The organism is Prevotella sp. AGR2160 (assembly GCF_000424185.1).
GTDB lineage: Bacteria > Bacteroidota > Bacteroidia > Bacteroidales > Bacteroidaceae > Prevotella.
On record NZ_AUJK01000019.1, the window covers coordinates 20,029 to 37,223 of the forward strand.

Annotated in this window: 10 protein-coding genes and 1 tRNA gene; 5 read left to right on the forward strand and 6 right to left on the reverse strand. The window is 51.3% G+C overall.

The window, feature by feature from the left end; all coding sequences use genetic code 11:
* Window positions 1-7: 7 nt before the first annotated feature.
* A complete protein-coding gene (locus G604_RS0110495) occupies window positions 8-2,773 on the reverse strand; it encodes a DNA gyrase/topoisomerase IV subunit A (protein WP_028910531.1) in 2,766 nt (921 codons plus the stop codon).
* A 134-nt stretch (window positions 2,774-2,907) separates the two neighbouring features.
* Between G604_RS0110495 and G604_RS0110500 the strand changes: the two genes are divergently transcribed.
* The 3 genes from G604_RS0110500 (at window position 2,908) to G604_RS0110510 (ending at window position 6,677) form a co-directional block, all read left to right on the forward strand.
* The gene (locus G604_RS0110500) at window positions 2,908-4,470 is read left to right on the forward strand and encodes a glycine--tRNA ligase (RefSeq protein ID WP_028910532.1); all 1,563 of its coding nucleotides are present in this window, start codon (window positions 2,908-2,910) and stop codon (window positions 4,468-4,470) included.
* A gap of 60 nt (window positions 4,471-4,530) precedes the next feature.
* Complete coding sequence (locus G604_RS14175) at window positions 4,531-5,169, forward strand: FKBP-type peptidyl-prolyl cis-trans isomerase (protein ID WP_196801122.1); 639 nt, start codon at window positions 4,531-4,533, stop codon at window positions 5,167-5,169.
* 65 nt (window positions 5,170-5,234) lie between these two features.
* A complete protein-coding gene (locus tag G604_RS0110510; RefSeq protein ID WP_028910533.1) occupies window positions 5,235-6,677 on the forward strand; it encodes an MATE family efflux transporter in 1,443 nt (480 codons plus the stop codon).
* Between the two features lie 194 nt (window positions 6,678-6,871).
* On the opposite strand, the gene G604_RS0110515 is transcribed toward G604_RS0110510, so the two are convergent.
* Window positions 6,872-10,135, reverse strand: coding sequence for a glycoside hydrolase family 2 TIM barrel-domain containing protein (locus G604_RS0110515; RefSeq protein ID WP_028910534.1), 3,264 nt, complete (start codon window positions 10,133-10,135; stop codon window positions 6,872-6,874).
* 298 nt (window positions 10,136-10,433) lie between these two features.
* Between G604_RS0110515 and G604_RS0110520 the strand changes: the two genes are divergently transcribed.
* Window positions 10,434-11,813, forward strand: a complete 1,380-nt coding sequence (locus G604_RS0110520; RefSeq protein WP_028910535.1) for a tyrosine-protein phosphatase — start codon at window positions 10,434-10,436, stop codon at window positions 11,811-11,813.
* Window positions 11,814-12,515: 702 nt separating this feature from the next.
* Here G604_RS0110520 and G604_RS0110525 read toward each other — a convergent pair.
* From G604_RS0110525 to G604_RS0110540, 4 genes are all read right to left on the reverse strand, one after another.
* Window positions 12,516-12,845 carry a cupin domain-containing protein gene (locus tag G604_RS0110525; protein ID WP_028910536.1) on the reverse strand — a complete coding sequence of 110 codons (330 nt, stop codon included), beginning with the start codon at window positions 12,843-12,845 and terminating at the stop codon, window positions 12,516-12,518.
* A 164-nt stretch (window positions 12,846-13,009) separates the two neighbouring features.
* Window positions 13,010-13,507 (reverse strand): hypothetical protein, encoded by a 498-nt coding sequence (locus G604_RS14185; RefSeq protein ID WP_155941926.1) that lies wholly within the window; start codon window positions 13,505-13,507, stop codon window positions 13,010-13,012.
* A 149-nt stretch (window positions 13,508-13,656) separates the two neighbouring features.
* Window positions 13,657-13,738: transfer RNA gene (locus G604_RS0110535), tRNA-Leu, on the reverse strand.
* A gap of 149 nt (window positions 13,739-13,887) precedes the next feature.
* Entirely contained in the window at window positions 13,888-14,901 is a 1,014-nt protein-coding gene (locus G604_RS0110540; RefSeq protein ID WP_028910537.1) for an aspartate-semialdehyde dehydrogenase, read from the reverse strand.
* An 83-nt stretch (window positions 14,902-14,984) separates the two neighbouring features.
* Between G604_RS0110540 and G604_RS0110545 the strand changes: the two genes are divergently transcribed.
* Entirely contained in the window at window positions 14,985-17,129 is a 2,145-nt protein-coding gene (locus G604_RS0110545; RefSeq protein ID WP_028910538.1) for a cation:proton antiporter, read from the forward strand.
* Window positions 17,130-17,195: the final 66 nt, after the last annotated feature.

The following is a 17,195-nucleotide window of genomic DNA, read 5'->3' on the forward strand; positions in this document are numbered from 1 at the left end:
TTCGCAATTATTCATCCAGTTTATCGAAGAAATTCGTCTGGCCAGTAATCTCGTCAGCGACCTCTTGCTGGCTCTTTCCCTTGTCGGGATCGAGATTCTCTTCCTCTTGTGAGGCGCCATCAGGGACAGATTGGTTGCCTTCAAGAGAGGCATCTGTTGAGGCGGAAGAGCTATCCGATGAGGATTGAGCGTCATCAGAAGAGGATTGAGTATCATCATCGGAGGGTTGAGGCACCGCTTCTATCTTGGCCAATTCGTAGGTTGTCAGTCGCTTGCCCTTAGCCTTGAAACCTTTGACCGTGATGAACTGTTCAGCATCGATATCCTCCGTACCCCGGAAGGCATCGGCACCGCCATAAGTGACACGGAGCAGAGGACGGGGATCATCGGAGAGAAGGATGAGACGGGAGTCCTTATTCTCGCCAAGGAAATTCTGCGGCCGCCGCGTCGCGTCCATGAGGAAGCGCTTGACATACGGATAGCCGTTGTTGTCGGCATCGTAGAGTACGGCTGTCCACACCTTGTCCTTTTCCCATTTCTCAATGCGCATGATGTTGTCCTCGTAGTGGTTGTTGGGATCGAAATTGGTGACATAGAAGTCACAGTTGTCGAGAATTACGAGGATCATATCGTCATCATTGAACTCACCGAGGAGGCGTCCGTGCTCGTCGTAGTTGATACGGTTGACATCGGGATCGAACCATACCTTCCTTCCGCCGAGGGTGGAGTGGCCGTGACTCTTCAGAGAGATACGGTGGATCTCCTCCCGCGTAAGGATATTGCCCTGCGCGCTGCGCCCTTTAATCATGACATCGGCGAAGGACCGCTCGAGGAAAATGTTCTGGCGCTTCTTCTTTGGGTTCGGTTCGAGAGTGATCTTGATGGTCTCTGCCTCTCCGTTGGGATTGGCCGTGAAATACATGATACGAGAGCCCGCCGTTCCCTTCGTTAAGTCGTATTCGCGGTCACGGGTGATAGAAGGGATATTACAGCGCTTGATGTAATAGGCTCCCTTCTTGCCGTCGCGGTATACGAGGTTGTAGATCGTACGCTTGTCATTACGTTTCCATACACCGACCCACAGGATGTTCTTACCGACAAAGATCTTATCGGCATTTCGAATCACCTTATATTTACCGTCCTTATAGAAGACGATGATATCGTCAAGGTCCGAGCAGTTGCAGACGAACTCGTCCTTCTTCAGTCCCGTACCGATGAAGCCCTCCTGGCGGTTGATATAGAGTTTCTGATTGGCATCGACGACTTTTGTCACCTCGATGGTATCGAAGTTGCGGATCTCCGTGAGGCGCGGATGGTCCTTGCCGTATTTCTCCTTGAGATATTCAAACCAGTTGATGGTTACCTCCGTCATCTGACCGAGGTCTTTCTCGATATCGGCGATCTCCCCCTTTATCTTTGCCATGAGCTCGTCGGCCTTGTCCTTGTTGAACTTCAGAATGCGCTGCATCTTAATCTCCAACAGCCGCAGGTAATCGTCACGCGTGATGTCACGGAGAAGTTGTGGCTTGAAGGGCTCGAATTTCGTGTCGAGGAAGGCCACGACTTCATCGTTGTTCTTCGCTCCCTCGAATTTCTTCTCCTTATACATCCTTTCCTCAATGAAGATCCGTTCCAAAGAGGCAAAGAAGAGCTGTTCCTCCAGTTCTCCCTTGCGGATAAGAAGTTCCTTGCGCAACAGGCCCATCGTACGGTCAACGGTATGGCGCAACACATCACTGATCGTGAGGAACTGCGGCTTGTCATCCTCGATGACGCAGCAGTTGGGCGAGATATTCGTCTCACAGTCGGTGAAAGCATAGAGAGCATCCATTGTCTTGTCGCTCGACACGCCGGGAGCGAGATGCAGTTGGATCTCCACCTCTGATGCCGTCATGTCTTCGACCTTACGGATCTTCAGTTTCCCTTTCTCTACGGCTTTCGTGATGGAGTCCTGAAGTGACGCTGCCGTCTTGCCGAAGGGTACCTCGCGGATGACGAGGGTCTTGTTGTCGAGTTTCTCAATCTTCGCACGTACTTTCACGACACCGCCGCGCTGTCCGTCCTTGTAGTTGCTGACGTCGATGGCTCCGCCGGTAGGGAAGTCGGGGTAGAGATGGAACTCCTCACCACGGAGATAATGGATAGCGGCATCGCATATTTCGTTGAAGTTATGGGGCAGAATCTTCGAGCTCAGGCCCACGGCGATACCCTCCGCGCCCTGCGCGAGCAGCAACGGGAACTTCACGGGCAGCGTCACCGGTTCTTTGTTACGGCCGTCATACGACAGCTGCCACTCTGTGGTCTTCGGGTTGAACACCGTTTCCAATGCGAATTTCGAGAGTCGAGCCTCAATATATCGCGAGGCGGCGGCACGGTCGCCCGTGAGGATATTTCCCCAGTTGCCCTGTGTGTCGATGAGCAGGTTCTTCTGTCCGAGCTGTACGAGGGCGTCGGCGATGGAGGCGTCACCGTGAGGGTGGAACTGCATGGTATGTCCCACGATATTGGCCACCTTATTGTAACGACCGTCATCCATTCGCTTCATGGAGTGGAGGATACGGCGCTGCACGGGTTTCAGGCCGTCCTCGATATGGGGGACGGCACGCTCGAGGATGACATAGGAGGCATAGTCGAGAAACCAGTTCTTGTACATTCCCGAGAGGTGGTGGACGGCGGCGGCATCGAAACGGTCCGCAGGCTGATAGTCACTGTGCTCGTCGATCTCAAGCTCGTCGTCTGTAGCGTTATTCTTATCTTTGATATCGTCGTTCATAAATTTTTTGCTTTGTGTGCAAAGTTAGCAAAAAAAAATGAGAAGGCAAAAAGGGTATTAAAAAATACTATCTCTTTTTGTCTTTCGGAAATAATTTTGTAAATTTGTGGCCAAATTTCGAAATTTACAAAATTATGGCACAAGAAGATGTATTCAAGAAGATTGTGAGCCATTGCAAGGAGTATGGCTTCGTCTTCCCCAGTTCAGAAATTTATGATGGCCTCGCTGCCGTCTATGACTATGGTCAGAACGGCGTGGAGCTGAAAAACAATATCAAGCAGTACTGGTGGCAGTCCATGGTATTGCTTCACAGCAATATCGTCGGTATTGACGCCTCTATCTTCATGCATCCTTTGGTTTGGAAGGCTTCCGGCCATGTTGATGCTTTCAACGACCCCCTTATTGACAACCGTGACTCCAAGAAGCGCTATCGTGCTGACGTCCTCATCGAAGATCAGATTGCCAAATACGACGAGAAGATTGACAAGGAGGTGAAGAAGGCCGCCAAGAAGTTCGGCGATGCTTTCGACGAGAAGAAGTTCCGCGAGACCAATCCCCGTGTCCTCGACCATCAGAAGAAGCGTGATGCCCTCCACGAGCGTTACACGAAGGCTATGCAGGGTCCCGACCTCGCAGAGCTGAAGCAGATCATCCTCGACGAGGGTATTGTAGATCCTATCAGCGGTACGAAGAACTGGACCGATGTGCGCCAGTTCAATCTGATGTTCTCCACGGAAGTTGGTTCTACCTCTGATGCCACAAGTAAGATCTACCTCCGTCCGGAGACGGCACAGGGTATCTTTGTCAACTACCTGAATGTTCAGAAGACCGGCCGTATGAAGTTGCCGTTCGGTATCGCACAGATTGGTAAGGCCTTCCGTAATGAGATCGTCGCCCGTCAGTTCGTCTTCCGTATGCGTGAGTTCGAGCAGATGGAGATGCAGTTCTTCTGTAAGCCCGGTACGGAGATGAAGTGGTTTGAATACTGGAAGAAGGTTCGTCTGGCTTGGCACGAGACGCTCGGCATGGGCAACGAGAACTATCGTTTCCACGATCATGAGAAGCTCGCCCACTATGCCAATGCCGCAACGGATATTGAGTTTAAGATGCCGTTCGGTTTCAAGGAGGTAGAGGGAATCCACAGCCGTACAGACTTCGACCTCAGTCAGCATGAGAAGTTCTCCGGTCATCAGATCAAGTACTTCGATCCTGAGACAAAGGAAAGCTATACGCCGTATGATGTAGAGACTTCCATTGGTGTCGACCGTATGTTCCTCAGCGTGATGTGCCACAGCTATGATGAGGAAAAACTGGAGAATGGTGAGACGCGTGTTGTGCTCCATCTCCCCGAGGCCCTCGCTCCTGTGAAGTGCGCTGTCTTCCCGCTCGACCGTAAGGATAACCTGCCTGAGATTGCCCAGCAGATTGTCGATGACCTGAAATTCCATTTCAATACCCATTATGGTGATCCTAAGGACTCCATTGGTAAGCGCTACCGTCGTCAGGATGCTATCGGCACGCCGTTCTGTGTCACTGTCGATCACGATACGCCGAAGGACCAGAAGGTCACGCTGCGTTTCCGTGATACCATGGAGCAGGAGCGTGTGCCTATCTCTGAGCTCCGTTCTATCATCGAGGATCGTGTATCTATCACGTCCTTGCTGAAGAAGCTTGGTAAGACCATCAAGGATTATTAAGAATAAAAGATGAAAGGCACGCCCGTTCAGACGACGTGCCTTTCTTTTTATGATCTGTTTATGAATAAGATTTTGTTTTTTGCTGTCCTGTTGCTCTCCGTTCTGGGCTTTGCTTCCTGTTCTGAGACCGATAATGATACGACGGCAGAGAAATACGACAACTGGGAGACGCGCAACACGACCGCCTGGGCTGACTCGCTGACGCAGGCACGTAAGGCGGTGGCCAGTGGTGACACGGCGCATTTCCGTGTCTATAAGAGATGGGCGCTGGAGAATCTCACGCCGACCTCCTCTTCGTATACGCCGACTGTCACGGACAACGACTATATTGCCGTGCGGATCCTCCACACGGGAAAGAGCAAGTATCCCTGTTCGGAGAGTACGGACAGCGTGCGTGTGCATTATGCCGGATATCTCATCAACGGCGACAGTTTCGACTCCTCCTGGAATGCGGAGAACAGCAGTTCCGTGCCTGACTATACCACGGCGCGTCCTACGACCTTCCTGACCTCCGGCCTCGTAGACGGATTTACTACGGCTTTGTTGCATATGCATAACGGTGACGAATGGCTCGTTACCATGCCGGCGAAAATGGCTTATAAGACGAGCGCCCAGGGTACCTATGGCGCTACGAGTTATATACCGGCCAACAGTACGCTTGTGTTCCGTATCAAGCTCGATTCGTATTTCAGAAAATAAACGAGGAATATCATCCATATTATATAAGGGCGGCCCTCGTGGCCGCCTTTATTGTTTACAATAAAATGTCTGCACAACAACAACTCACGGCTTTACTCCATACCGAAGGACTCTATGAGCGGCAGTCCCGTTGGGATATCCTGCGCCTTATCGTCTCTTTCTCCATTCCCTCCATCCTTGCGCAGATCTCCCAGGTGTTGATGTTTTTCATCGATGCCTCTATGGTCGGACATCTCGGCGCACAGGCATCGGCATCCATCGGCCTTATCGAACCGGCGGGTTGGCTCTTCGGCTCTCTCACGGGGGCTACAGCCATGGGTTTCAGCGTGCAGGTGGCTCATGCCATCGGCGCCCGTGACGCCGGGCGTGCCCGCGACATTATCCGTAAGGGCTATCGTTACTGTCTGGCGGTAAGTATTCTCCTTGCTGCCGCCGCAGCCCTTGTGGCTCGTCCGTTGCCTCATTGGCTTGGTGGTAATGACGCAATCAGTGGTGATGCCTCCGCCTATTTTCTGATCTTTGCCCTCAGCGCTCCCGTCTTTATGTTGGAGAATCTGAGTTCGAATATCCTCAAAGCAACGGGCGACATGAAGCGCCCGAGCGTCATCGCCATCTCCCTCTGTGTCTTCGATGTCATTTTCAATTATATCTTCATTTATATTTTCCATCAGGGCGTCTGTGGTGCCGCCTATGGTTCCGTCGTCGCCTTCATCGTCACCGTCATTCCTTTGCTGTACTTCGTAAGGAAGAGTTTTCGTAAAGGATTTATACAGGAAATAAATGAAAAGGAAAATACAGAAGAGGTAGTAGAGGAAAAAGACAATTCACTCCCCTCTCCCTTCGGAGAGGGGCAGGGGGGTGAGGCAGTGTCCGTGGCTCGTACGGCTTTCCGTATTTCCTCTCCTATTGCCCTTCAGTATGTCTTGATGAACGGCGCCCAACTGATCTCCACGAGTATCGTCGCGCCTTTGGGAACGGTGGCTATCGCTGCCCATTCGCTGTCGATCACGGCGGAGAGTCTCTGCTATATGCCCGGCTATGGTATCAGTGACGCTGCCACGACGCTCGTCGGGCAGTCGTATGGCGCGGGACGGAAAGACTTATTACGGAAATTCGCGGCCAGTACAATCGGGTTGGCAATGAGCGTGATGGCTTTCATGGGATTGTTGATGTGGATCTTTGCTCCGGAGATGATCGCTGTACTTTCCCCCGATATCCATGTGCAGGCCCTTGGCGCTGCCGTCCTGCGCATTGAAGCCTGGGCAGAGCCGTTCTTCGGGGCCGCCATCGTCTGTAATGCTGTCTTCGTGGCGATGGGCGACACGCTGTGGCCGGCGGTGATGAACCTCGGCTCGATGTGGTGCGTGCGCCTGACGCTCGCTTTCTGGCTCTCGAAGACCTATGGTCTGCGCGGCGTGTGGATCGCGATGGCCACAGAACTCACCTTCCGCGGAACCATCTTCCTGATCAGACTGTGGCGGAAGTTGCGACGGACGGGAAAAGTATAAAAGTATAAAAGTAAAGAAGTAAAAAAGTAAAGGCAGAATAGCAGATAAAACAATAAAAAACAGAGTAACAGATTTTACATATACTGCGCAAGATATGTTTGATCTGTTATTCTGTCTTTTTTGTTGTGCGGGGTGGAACATGATAAATTATGTCCCTACGTTAGACCTTCCCTTGGGGGAGGGTTGGGAGAGGCTTACATAGGCGTGATGACAACGGTGAAGGACTTGTCGCCGTAATGGACGCGGTATTTCTCCAACGGCCAGGCGCCCCAGGAGTTTTCACCGCCGACACCGTAGTGTTCACCGTCGAGGAAGAGGTTCGTGAACTTTGACTTCTTGACCTGGTAGCTGTGGCGCTGGTGCTTCTCCATTCCTTCGTCGAGATCCTCTATATTATAATGTATAGCGGAGGCATAGAACGGATTAAAGTCACTTGTCACCTTGAATCCCCGACCATTCCTGTCAGTCTGTTTCCACCATCTCATGTCACTCTTTGTACCGGTTTCCTGCGGACGGATATAGGGGAAGAACTGCTCATCGGCAGTCTGTCGGTAGATACCTACGCGCATGCATTCCTTCCGGTCACTGTAGTTCTCCACGGGGCCACGACCGTAGTACTCGCTCTGATCGAGAGAGTAGGGGAGCTGGGCCACGAGACCGAAGCGCAGCATGTCCGGTTGCTGTACCCCTTTCTCTGTCTCGAGATATTCCTGAATGGCGAGTTTGCCGTCGGTATTCTCCAGTGAATAGATGAGCGTGAGATGGGCTTTCACCTCCGGCAGGTCATAATAGGTGACGACATCATAGCAGTGGCTGTCGTTGTTTTTCTCCACATGGATATCGACGAGGTTCATCTTCGGGTTCTTCCATACGGCGAACTGCTTCTGGAAGCCGGCACCCATGTCATTATCGGTGACGGCGCGCCAGAAGTTCGGCTTGATGGTGCCACTGTCAGCCAGGAGGTTCTGTCCATCGACGGTATACTGTTTCAACAGTCCATTGGTCTTGTCCCAAACGAGCGTTGCCTTGTCGGTTGAGAGCGTGAGCTCATAGCCTTCCTTCGGGTTGTTGACTTTCACCTTTTGGAAATAGCTGCGGTCGGCTTTTTTCGTCTGTGCGTTGAGGAGCGTGATCAGTCCGTTTATAGCGCCGGTAGTACTGTCCTTGTCGCCGAGTTGTGCATAAGCGATGGTCTGACCGGCGGCCATCAGCGGTTCGGCGTTCTTGAGTTTGAAGTCGACATTCAACAGCAGTTCACCGTCGTCCTTACCCGTATTCAGTCCTGTGAGATGATAAGTCTTCGTCTGCTGCGGCGCGATATCGAGGTTGTCGATTGTTCCGTTTTGGATTGGCTTGCCGTCGTTGAGCAGCGTCCATTCCATGCGGACATTACTCAGGTCGCGGAAGAAGAACTCGTTCTTGACATTGACATCAATGAAATGTTCCTCACTGTTGTCGGAAGTCAGATCACCCACCTGTTTCACGGATGCCCAGATATTCTGATACTGATAAGCGAGCTCATAAGCGTGCGGGTTCAACTGGCGGTCGGGTCCGATGAGGCCGTTGCAGTTGAAGTTGTTATCACTCGGATCATAATTGTTGTAGTCGCCGCCATAGCAGTATTCCTCCTGCTTGCCTGTTCCGGGCTCCAGGGAAGCCGCCTTTTTATTCAGTTCGGCAAGCGCCGTATTGTCGGTAGACGAAGTGTATCCTTGTTCATAGCCACCGACGCCGGAGGGATTGATATACTTATGCAGTGCCTGGTCGACGAAGTCCCAGTCGAAGCCACCCTGGTATTTCGGATATTTACGGATGAGCTGCCAGTAGTCGGAAAGGTTACCGCCGCTGTTGCCCATCGTATGGTTATACTCGCACTGGATGAGCGGGCGTGTCGTCGTAGAATCCTTGGCATACTGCTCACAGTCTGCTACGGGATAGTACATCGGGCAGAAGATATCCGTGGCATAGCCCGTCTTTCCGGCCTGCTCATACTGAATGGGCCGACTCTTGTCCTGTTGTCTGATCCAGTTGTAGGCATCATCGAAGTTCTTCGAATAGCGTGTCTCATTGCCGAGACTCCAGATGATGACACTCGGATGATTGAAGTTCAGACTGACATTATGCTGGTTACGCTCAAGAATCGGCTTGGCGAAGAGCGGCGTGCCGGAGATGGCATCGTCAGCATAGCCGAGGCCGTGGCTCTCCTGGTTGGCTTCGGCCACGACATAGAGTCCGTACTTGTCGCAGAGGTCATACCAGCGCGGATCATCAGGATAATGGGATGTACGGACGGCATTGATGTTGAGGCGCTTCATGATCTGGATATCCTGGGTCATACGGGCCAGGGAAACATTGTATCCGCCGTCGGGATCCATCTCGTGGCGGTTAGCGCCTTTGATGAGTACGGGTTTGCCGTTGACGAGGAGCTGGGCGCCTTTGATCTCCACCTTTCGGAAACCGATATGGATGGGCGTCGTCATCTTACTTCCTTCTACAACGAGACTATATAAATAAGGTGTCTCTGCCGTCCACGGATGAACGCCGGGGATCGTCATCGTGGCATCGACCATTCCGTCCTTGGCCTTGACATTCGCCATGCGCTTCACCACGGTGCCGCGGGCATCAAGGAGGGAGAAAGAGAGACTGCCGTCGGTGGTCTTCGCATGGATGGCGAGTGTACCGTCGGCGTAGTTGTTGGTCAGGTCGGGCGTGGCACGGAGATCCTCCAGGTGTTTCTTATCACGGGCATAGAGATAGCAGTGACGGGCCACACCGGCGAGGCGCCAGAAGTCCTGGTCCTCATCCCAGGAGCCGTCGCACCAGCGGAACGTCTGGAAGGCGATGAGGTTCTCTCCTTTCTTCAGATATTTCGTGATGTCAAACTCGGCAGCGACCTTGCTGTCCTCGGTATAGCCAACGAACTGTCCGTTGACCCAGAGATACATGTTGGAAGTGACGGAGCCGAAATGGGCGATGACCTGCTTGCCTTTCCAGTTGTCGGGGATGGTGATGACGCGGCGGTAGGAGCCGACGTTATTGTCTTTCGTCGGAACAGCGGGCGGGTTCTCCTTGAAATGTCCGCGCCAGGCAAAACCGATATTCACGTATTCGGGATCACCATAGCCGTTGACTTCCCAGATGCCGGGGACGGCAATGCTCTTCCAGCCCTCGTCGTCGAAGTTCTTTTCGAAGAAGGTTGTAGGGCGCTCGTCGGCATTGGGAACCCAATTGAACTTCCATTTGCCGTCGAGACTGAGGTAGTTTGTGGATTTTGAACGGTCTTCGTTATGCAGGGCGTCAGCATCCTTCGTATTGTCATAGGAGAAGAAGTCGGCATGCACGGGGAAGCGGTTGACTTCGTTGACCTGCATGTCGTGCCACTCCGTGAACGTCTGCGCGGAGAGGGCGAGGGGCGCGAGGCAGGCCATCGTCGCCATAGTTTCCCTGAGTTTGTTCATCATCGTTAGTTTCATCTGTTGTTTGGTTTTGTTTGTCTTTTGGTTTCGTGTACAAAGATACAAAAAAGTAAAGAAGTAAAGAAGTAAAAGAGTGAAAAAGTAAATGTAGGGACATGATTCATCATGTTCCGTTGGATGGATCATGATGAATCATGTCCCTGCCTGTCACAGCATTGTCACCCAATCGAAACGGAACGGCTATTGGTTTGTCATATCAGTGGGGTAAATTTGCAGCAGTTTTCAGCTGATAACGACACACACAAGTAAAAACGAAGTTTAAATGAAACGATTTAGTGAAATGTTTACCCAAAAAAGAAATCAGATCGGTAAGAAACTCTGTATGGCCCTGTTGATGCTGCTTATGGTAGTACCGGCCCTGGCCCTCAACCCTACGACAGCCGACAAGAAGCGCTGCTTCATGGATGATCCGACGAACAAGACCATCACGTTCCTCTACTGTGTTGACGATGGCTACTGGCCCAACGAGACGATCACGTCCGCCTATGTCTGCGGCTCTTTCAATGGCTGGAAGAAGCTTGACGACTACAAGCTCTCCTACGACAGCGAGAGCAAGTGCTGGTATGTCACCGTTCCTTACGACAAGGTGAATATCCCCGGTAACTCCGGTCAGCCCGAGTATAAGTTCGTCATCAACGGCAACTGGCTCTTTGCGCCGAGTTGGCTCACCGACGGCTATGAGTTCCACACCTCCGACAAGAACATGATCATTGTCTTCTCTACCGATGACTTCGATCAGATCAAGAAGAACAGTGAGATTGCCGGTACTGTCCGTCCGCTGAAGGACTTCGATCTCACGAAGGAGGAGGACCGCGCAGCCATCTCCAATTTCCGTCTCGTCCCCGGCACGACGCAGCTCTTCCGTTCCTATCATCCTTTCAAGGCTTCGCGCAGCGAGAGCGAGGAGAAATACAAGGATATCGATACAGAGCATGCCCGTCTGGCTACTGTTGACGAATATGCCGCAGCCAAAGGAATCCAGTCCGACATCTGTCTCTCCGGAGATGAGACGAATACGCTGACATCCTATGTCTCTGACAACAACACGACTTACCAGGAGACAATCCCCGCTTATTATCAGAAGATCATTGACAACGGCAACGTACTCATTGTCAATGCCAACGACTTGATTCCTTCTTACAACTATGTCTATGCCAAATCCAACAGTAAGGAGTTTGGCGACTGGATGACCCAAATTGTTGACTTTATCATCTCTGACCAGCATCCCGCACCGTTCCAGATCCACTGCCGTCTCGGAACAGACCGTACGGGCGTGATCTGCGGCGTCATCGCCGGTCTCTGCGGCGCTTCCTGGAAGGATATCGCTGCCGACTATCAGAAGTCGAACAACATGCAGATCCGTGAGTTCCGTGACTATAAGCTCCTCGCTTATTCTTTCCGTAACATGCTCGGCGAGGAGCCGTCCACGATCAGCAATCTTCAGCAGGCGCTGACGGATTATTTCGTCAACAACGGCTATCTCACCGTTGCCAAGATTGAGGCTATGCGCAACAAGTTGAACGCAACGACGACCGGCATCAACACCGTCGCTGCCAACACACAGAATGACACTCGCTGCTATAACCTCATGGGTCAGCGCGTTGCTGCTCCCGCCAAGGGCCAGCTCGTCATTATGGGCAACAAGAAGGTTGTGAAGTAGGGACATGATTCATCATGTTCCGCCTTCAATGAAAAAGACAGAGTAACAGACAAAAACATATACAGTGGAGTGTATGTTTTATTTGTTACTTTGTCTTTCTTGTTTCCACCGTAGAGTGGAAAAACAGTCACTCAAATGCTCTGCTACCTCTTTTTTGCGCCTAAAATTTCGTCGTCTGGATTTCAGTTCTAGCGTGATAGACCTCGAAAATGGCGTCCCGACGAACGTGTCTTGCGGAGATACGGTTCTATCTTTCGTGCAGAATTTCGTAAACAACGTGTTTAGAAAATTATCTATGGTGTTTACGACCGCTAAACACGTTGTTTATGGTCGGAAAATGACGGAGATTTTTGCATAATCATCGAAGACAGAACCTTATTTTACATGGTTATGCGCATAATCATACGGTTTAAACCTCGCTGATTTTACGTTAATTTTTATCTATCTGATAATCAATGGATTATAAAAATGCATCAGATTCGCGAATTCTCCACCGATTGTCTGCTTGCTGATTTCCATGAGCGTCATAAACCTTTACCTGGTGTTCAAAAAGAGGAAGGTAATATTTTTTTTGCAAGAAAGAGGTAGATATAGAAAGACAGGGTAACCATGAACATTTGTATTCATCGGTTACTCTGTCTTTCAAATTCTATCAGTTTCTATACAGCCGTGTCAGTATGGCGGAGCATGATGAATCATCTCCTACGCTTTGATGACGGAGAGGAGGACGGTGAAGCGCTGCTCGGCCTTCAGACTGTGATGGGCATTGGCGGGGACGACGAGCAACTGGCCCGTATGGGGATGATAGGTCTTGCCTTCTATCGTCACGGCAGCCTCACCGTCAAGGACGTAGAGCGTGGCCTGGAAAGGAACGCTGTGCTCCGCGATCTCCGTACCGGCATCGGCAGCCTTCAGCTCCACGCCGCCGCCACTGACGAACGTCACCATCTTCTCTACTACCTCACCTTTCTTGTAATCAATCAGACTCTTGTAGTCGAATACCTTGCTGGTCTCAATTCCTTTTGTTTCCATAATCTTCTGTTTTTAATGACTAAACTTTCTGTTGACAAAGGTGCAAAACTCTTGCCAACAGAACCTAATCTGAATGATTCACAGGTAATTATTTCCCTATAAATTTCCCATCTTCCTTGCGTGGCCGCAACATGGCGGCCACCCACAATAGGATCAAAGGATTTCTAAGATAGGAGATTTCCGATCACAGATGTTACCGGTAAGGTCGTAGGGACAATCGTAACATTTGTTATCCGCTTACCGCACAACTTTCTTTCCGTTCTGCACAAAGATCCCGTGAGACGGCTGACGGCATCGCCGCTCGTCTTGCCGCGGGAGACCATGGAGGCAGAGGTGTAGGTGCTGTATTCGTCCTTCTTTTTCCAGTCGCTGCTTCCGGCAACATACTTGTCGTTCTTCACGCTCTCCCGGTGGGCCTCGATGACGAGGTTGCCATCTTTCACCGTGGCGTTGTCAGCCTGATAATACTGTGCCTCGTGGTTGCGGACGAAGCCCGTCTTGAAGCGCCAGATATCGGGATCGGGTCTGCCGTCCTTGTCAAACTCGTCATGAAAAACGAGTTTGTAACCAGGATAAGCGTTTTCGACGTCTTCGCTGTTGGTCTGCGCCGTGGCGGTGAGGGCCAGCAAGAGGGTAGAAGTGGTAATGAATAATTTCTTCATAAGGTTCATTTTTTAGTTCTGTTGTTGTCTGTGCAAAGGTAAGCATTTACGGGAAGAGGGTAGGGAGTCAAAAAACGAAGAATAGGGATGGTTTTGTCGTGAAGTAGAAAAGAATTGTTTCTTTTGTATAGAATAGCTTTTTTTACGGGTGCGCCTGACAGGACTCGAACCTGCACGACCGAAATCACTAGATCCTAAGTCTAGCGCGTCTACCAATTCCGCCACAAGCGCAAAAGCAAAAAATAGAGTCTTTTATGAAAGTGTGGTGCAAAGGTACAATATTTTTTGTGATTGACAAAATAATCTTAAAAAGAATAGTAGTAATCGGTAGTTAATGATAACTCCCCTTCCCTTGAAGGGGAGGGGAGTGCGTGAGTTTTCTATTTCTTCTCGTTCTTAATCAGCCACTCAGCGATCTGGACGGCATTGAGGGCAGCACCCTTGCGGATCTGATCACCCGTGAGCCAGAGCGTACAACTGTTGTCGTCGGCGAGGTCCTTACGGATACGGCCTACGAAGACGTCATCCTTGCCGGCACTCTCCAGCGGCATCGGATAGACATACTGGTCGTTGGGATCCTGAACGAGCGTTACGCCGGGGGCTTTTTTCAGTGCCTCCTGGATATCCTTGATCTCCAACGGCTTCTCCGTCTCAAACCATACGCTCTCGCTATGGCTGCGGAGGCTGCTCACACGGACACAGGTAGCGGATGTGCGCACGTCACTGTGCATGATCTTACGCGTCTCGTTGAACATCTTCATCTCTTCCTTTGTATAGTCATTGGGCGTCATCTTGTCAATCTGCGGAATGACATTATAGGCCAGCTGATGGGGGAACTTATTGATGGTGCTCACGTGACCCGTCTCCACCATCTCCTTATACTGTTGCTGCAGTTCGGCCATGGCAGCGGCACCGGCACCGCTGGCACTCTGATAGGAGGCGATGTGGATCTTCTTGATATGGCTCAGCTTGTCGATAGGATTCAGCACGACGACCATCATGATCGTTGTACAGTTCGGGTTGGCAATGATTCCCTTCGGGCGGTTCAGCGCATCCTCGGGGTTGATCTCCGGCACCACGAGGGGCACGTCGGGATCCATACGCCACTGGCTGGAGTTGTCAATCATCACGCAGCCGTATTTCGTGATCGTCTCGGCGAACTCGGCGGAAGTGCCACCACCGGCGGAGACGAAGGCGATGTCAATATCCTTGAAGTCATCATTGTGCTGAAGGAGCTTGACCTCGTAGTCCTTACCCTTGAAGTTATATTTTCGTCCTGCGGAACGTGTGGAACCGAACAATACCAGGTCGTCCATGGGGAAGTTTCTCTGTGCGAGGATACGCAGGAATTCCTGTCCTACTGCGCCGCTCGCTCCTACAATAGCTACTCTCATAATCAAAATTTTTTAGTTGTACAAAGATATTGCTTGCAAAAGTACAACTTTTTGTGTAACTTTGCAAACAAAACCCGACGAATATGTTCAATATCTCATCATATTTTCCCATTACAGACCCCACGCTCATCTTTTTCGTGGTGATGCTGATCATTCTCTTCGCCCCGATCGTGATGGGTAAGCTGCGCATTCCCCATATCGTGGGGATGGTCCTGGCAGGTGTGCTCGTGGGAAAATATGGGTTGAACATCCTTGTGCGTGATGCCTCCTTCGAACTTTTCGGACGCGTCGGACTCTACTATATCATGTTTCTCGCTGCCTTGGAGATGGATATGGAGGGTGTCAAGCGCAACAAGTACCGTATTCTCATTTTCGGTCTCGTCACCTTTATCATTCCCTTTGTCCTCACGGCATTCATCGGACTCCATTTCCTCGACTATACGATGGCGGCGTCCTTGTTGTTGGGCACGATCATGGCATCGAACACGCTGATCAGTTATCCGATTATTGCCCGCTATGGCCTGCAGCGAAAGGCGAGTGTCGTACTGAGTGTCGGCTCCAGCATGTTTTCCCTTTTGGTGGCACTTGTGGTCCTCGCGGCCATCGTTGCCGCCCATCAAGGCACGAGCAGTGGGTGGTTCTGGCTGCTCTTCACGGTGAAGTTTATCGTTTATGTTGCCGCGATGATCTGGCTGATCCCACGGCTGACGCGCTGGTTCCTGCGGCGCTACAGTGACTCGGTGATGCAGTTTATCTTTGTCATGGCCATCCTTTTCATGAGTGCGGCGCTGTCCGACATGGCAGGCGTGGAGGGAATCTTCGGTGCCTTCCTTGCGGGTTTGATCCTGAACCGGTATATCCCGCGTCTGTCACCCTTGATGAACCGTATCGAGTTTATTGGCAATGCGATCTTCATACCTTACTTTCTTATAGGTGTGGGCATGCTCATCAATGTACGACTGCTCTTCCAGGGCGGACGGATCCTGTGGGTTGTCTTTTGGATCGTTGTAGCAGGCACACTTGGTAAGGCGCTTGCAGCCTATCTTTCCCAACGGCTCTTCCGCATGCCGCTGTTGGCTGGTCATATGATGTTTGGTCTTACTTCCGCTCATGCGGCAGGAGCAATCGCAATGGTGATGGTGGGTATGACACTGCCTGTCGCCGGTGGCGGTTTCCTCGTCAATGCCGATATGCTCAATGGTGTTGTGATCATGATTCTCGTGACGTGTGTGATCTCTTCGGTGATGACCGACTGGGCGTCACGGCAGATGATTCTCCATGCCAAGGAGTTGCCGTCGGAGCCCCGGCACAGGAAAGCCGACGACGAACTTATCCTTGTGCCCGTGAAATATCCAGAGTATGCCGATAACCTCATCTCCCTGGCTATGCTTGTGCGTAACCCGCATTTGAACCGTGGTCTCATTGCATTGAATGTGGTCTATGATGACGCGAATATGCGGTATAACCAAGAGCAGGGTGAACGGCTGTTGGAACATTGTGAGAAACTCGTCTCGGCGGCCGACGTGCCCATCCAGACGCAGGTGCGCATCGCCGCGAACATCGCCAATGGCATCAAGCATGCCTTCAATGAGTATAAGGCTTCCGAGATCATTATCGGCATGCATATGCATAAGGAGAACTCATCTACCTTCTGGGGTGATTTCCATCAGAGTCTCTTCAACGGACTCAACTGTCAGATCATGATGGCCCGTATCCGCCAGCCACTGAACACGATTCGTCTTATCCAGGTTGCCGTACCTTCAAGAGCAGAATATGAGCCAGGATTCTATCGCTGGCTCGAACGGCTTTGTCGTCTGGCGGAAAATCTCGAATGCCGCATCACGTTCTACGGTCGTCGTGACACGCTAGCCCTGATCAATGCCTATGTGCAGAATGTCCATCCGAGTGTGCGCAGTGAGATGACAGAGATGGATCACTGGAATGAGTTGCCGAATTTGGCCTCTACGATCGCCGATGATCATCTTTTTGTCGTCATCACCGCTCGTAAGGGAACGGTATCTTACAAGAACGCCCAGGAACATCTGCCGGAAGAGCTGGACCGTTATTTCTCCGGTACGAATCTGATTATTATTTTCCCCGATCAATATGGCAAGGGCTCCGACGAGATCACGTTCGCCGAGCCGAAGCACCAGGAGGAACAGAGTCTGTGGGAGTGGCTGCGTGATCATCCTTGGGCGGAGCGGATAAAATGGTTGAAACGGGGATAGCCCACTCTAGCTCGCAATAGAACTCAATAGCTCGCAATAGAACACAATAGAAAACGATAGAACTAC

Bases quoted from the DNA above. Each gene is read 5' to 3' on its own strand.
- G604_RS0110500 (WP_028910532.1), top strand. From the start codon at position 2,908: ATGGCACAAGAAGATGTATTCAAGAAGATTGTGAGCCATTGCAAGGAG.
- G604_RS0110495 (WP_028910531.1), bottom strand. From the start codon at position 2,773: ATGAACGACGATATCAAAGATAAGAATAACGCTACAGACGACGAGCTT.
- G604_RS0110545 (WP_028910538.1), top strand. From the start codon at position 14,985: ATGTTCAATATCTCATCATATTTTCCCATTACAGACCCCACGCTCATC.
- G604_RS0110510 (WP_028910533.1), top strand. From the start codon at position 5,235: ATGTCTGCACAACAACAACTCACGGCTTTACTCCATACCGAAGGACTC.
- G604_RS0110525 (WP_028910536.1), bottom strand. From the start codon at position 12,845: ATGGAAACAAAAGGAATTGAGACCAGCAAGGTATTCGACTACAAGAGT.
- G604_RS14175 (WP_196801122.1), top strand. From the start codon at position 4,531: ATGAATAAGATTTTGTTTTTTGCTGTCCTGTTGCTCTCCGTTCTGGGC.
- G604_RS0110515 (WP_028910534.1), bottom strand. From the start codon at position 10,135: ATGAACAAACTCAGGGAAACTATGGCGACGATGGCCTGCCTCGCGCCC.
- G604_RS0110520 (WP_028910535.1), top strand. From the start codon at position 10,434: ATGTTTACCCAAAAAAGAAATCAGATCGGTAAGAAACTCTGTATGGCC.
- G604_RS0110540 (WP_028910537.1), bottom strand. From the start codon at position 14,901: ATGAGAGTAGCTATTGTAGGAGCGAGCGGCGCAGTAGGACAGGAATTC.
- G604_RS14185 (WP_155941926.1), bottom strand. From the start codon at position 13,507: ATGAAGAAATTATTCATTACCACTTCTACCCTCTTGCTGGCCCTCACC.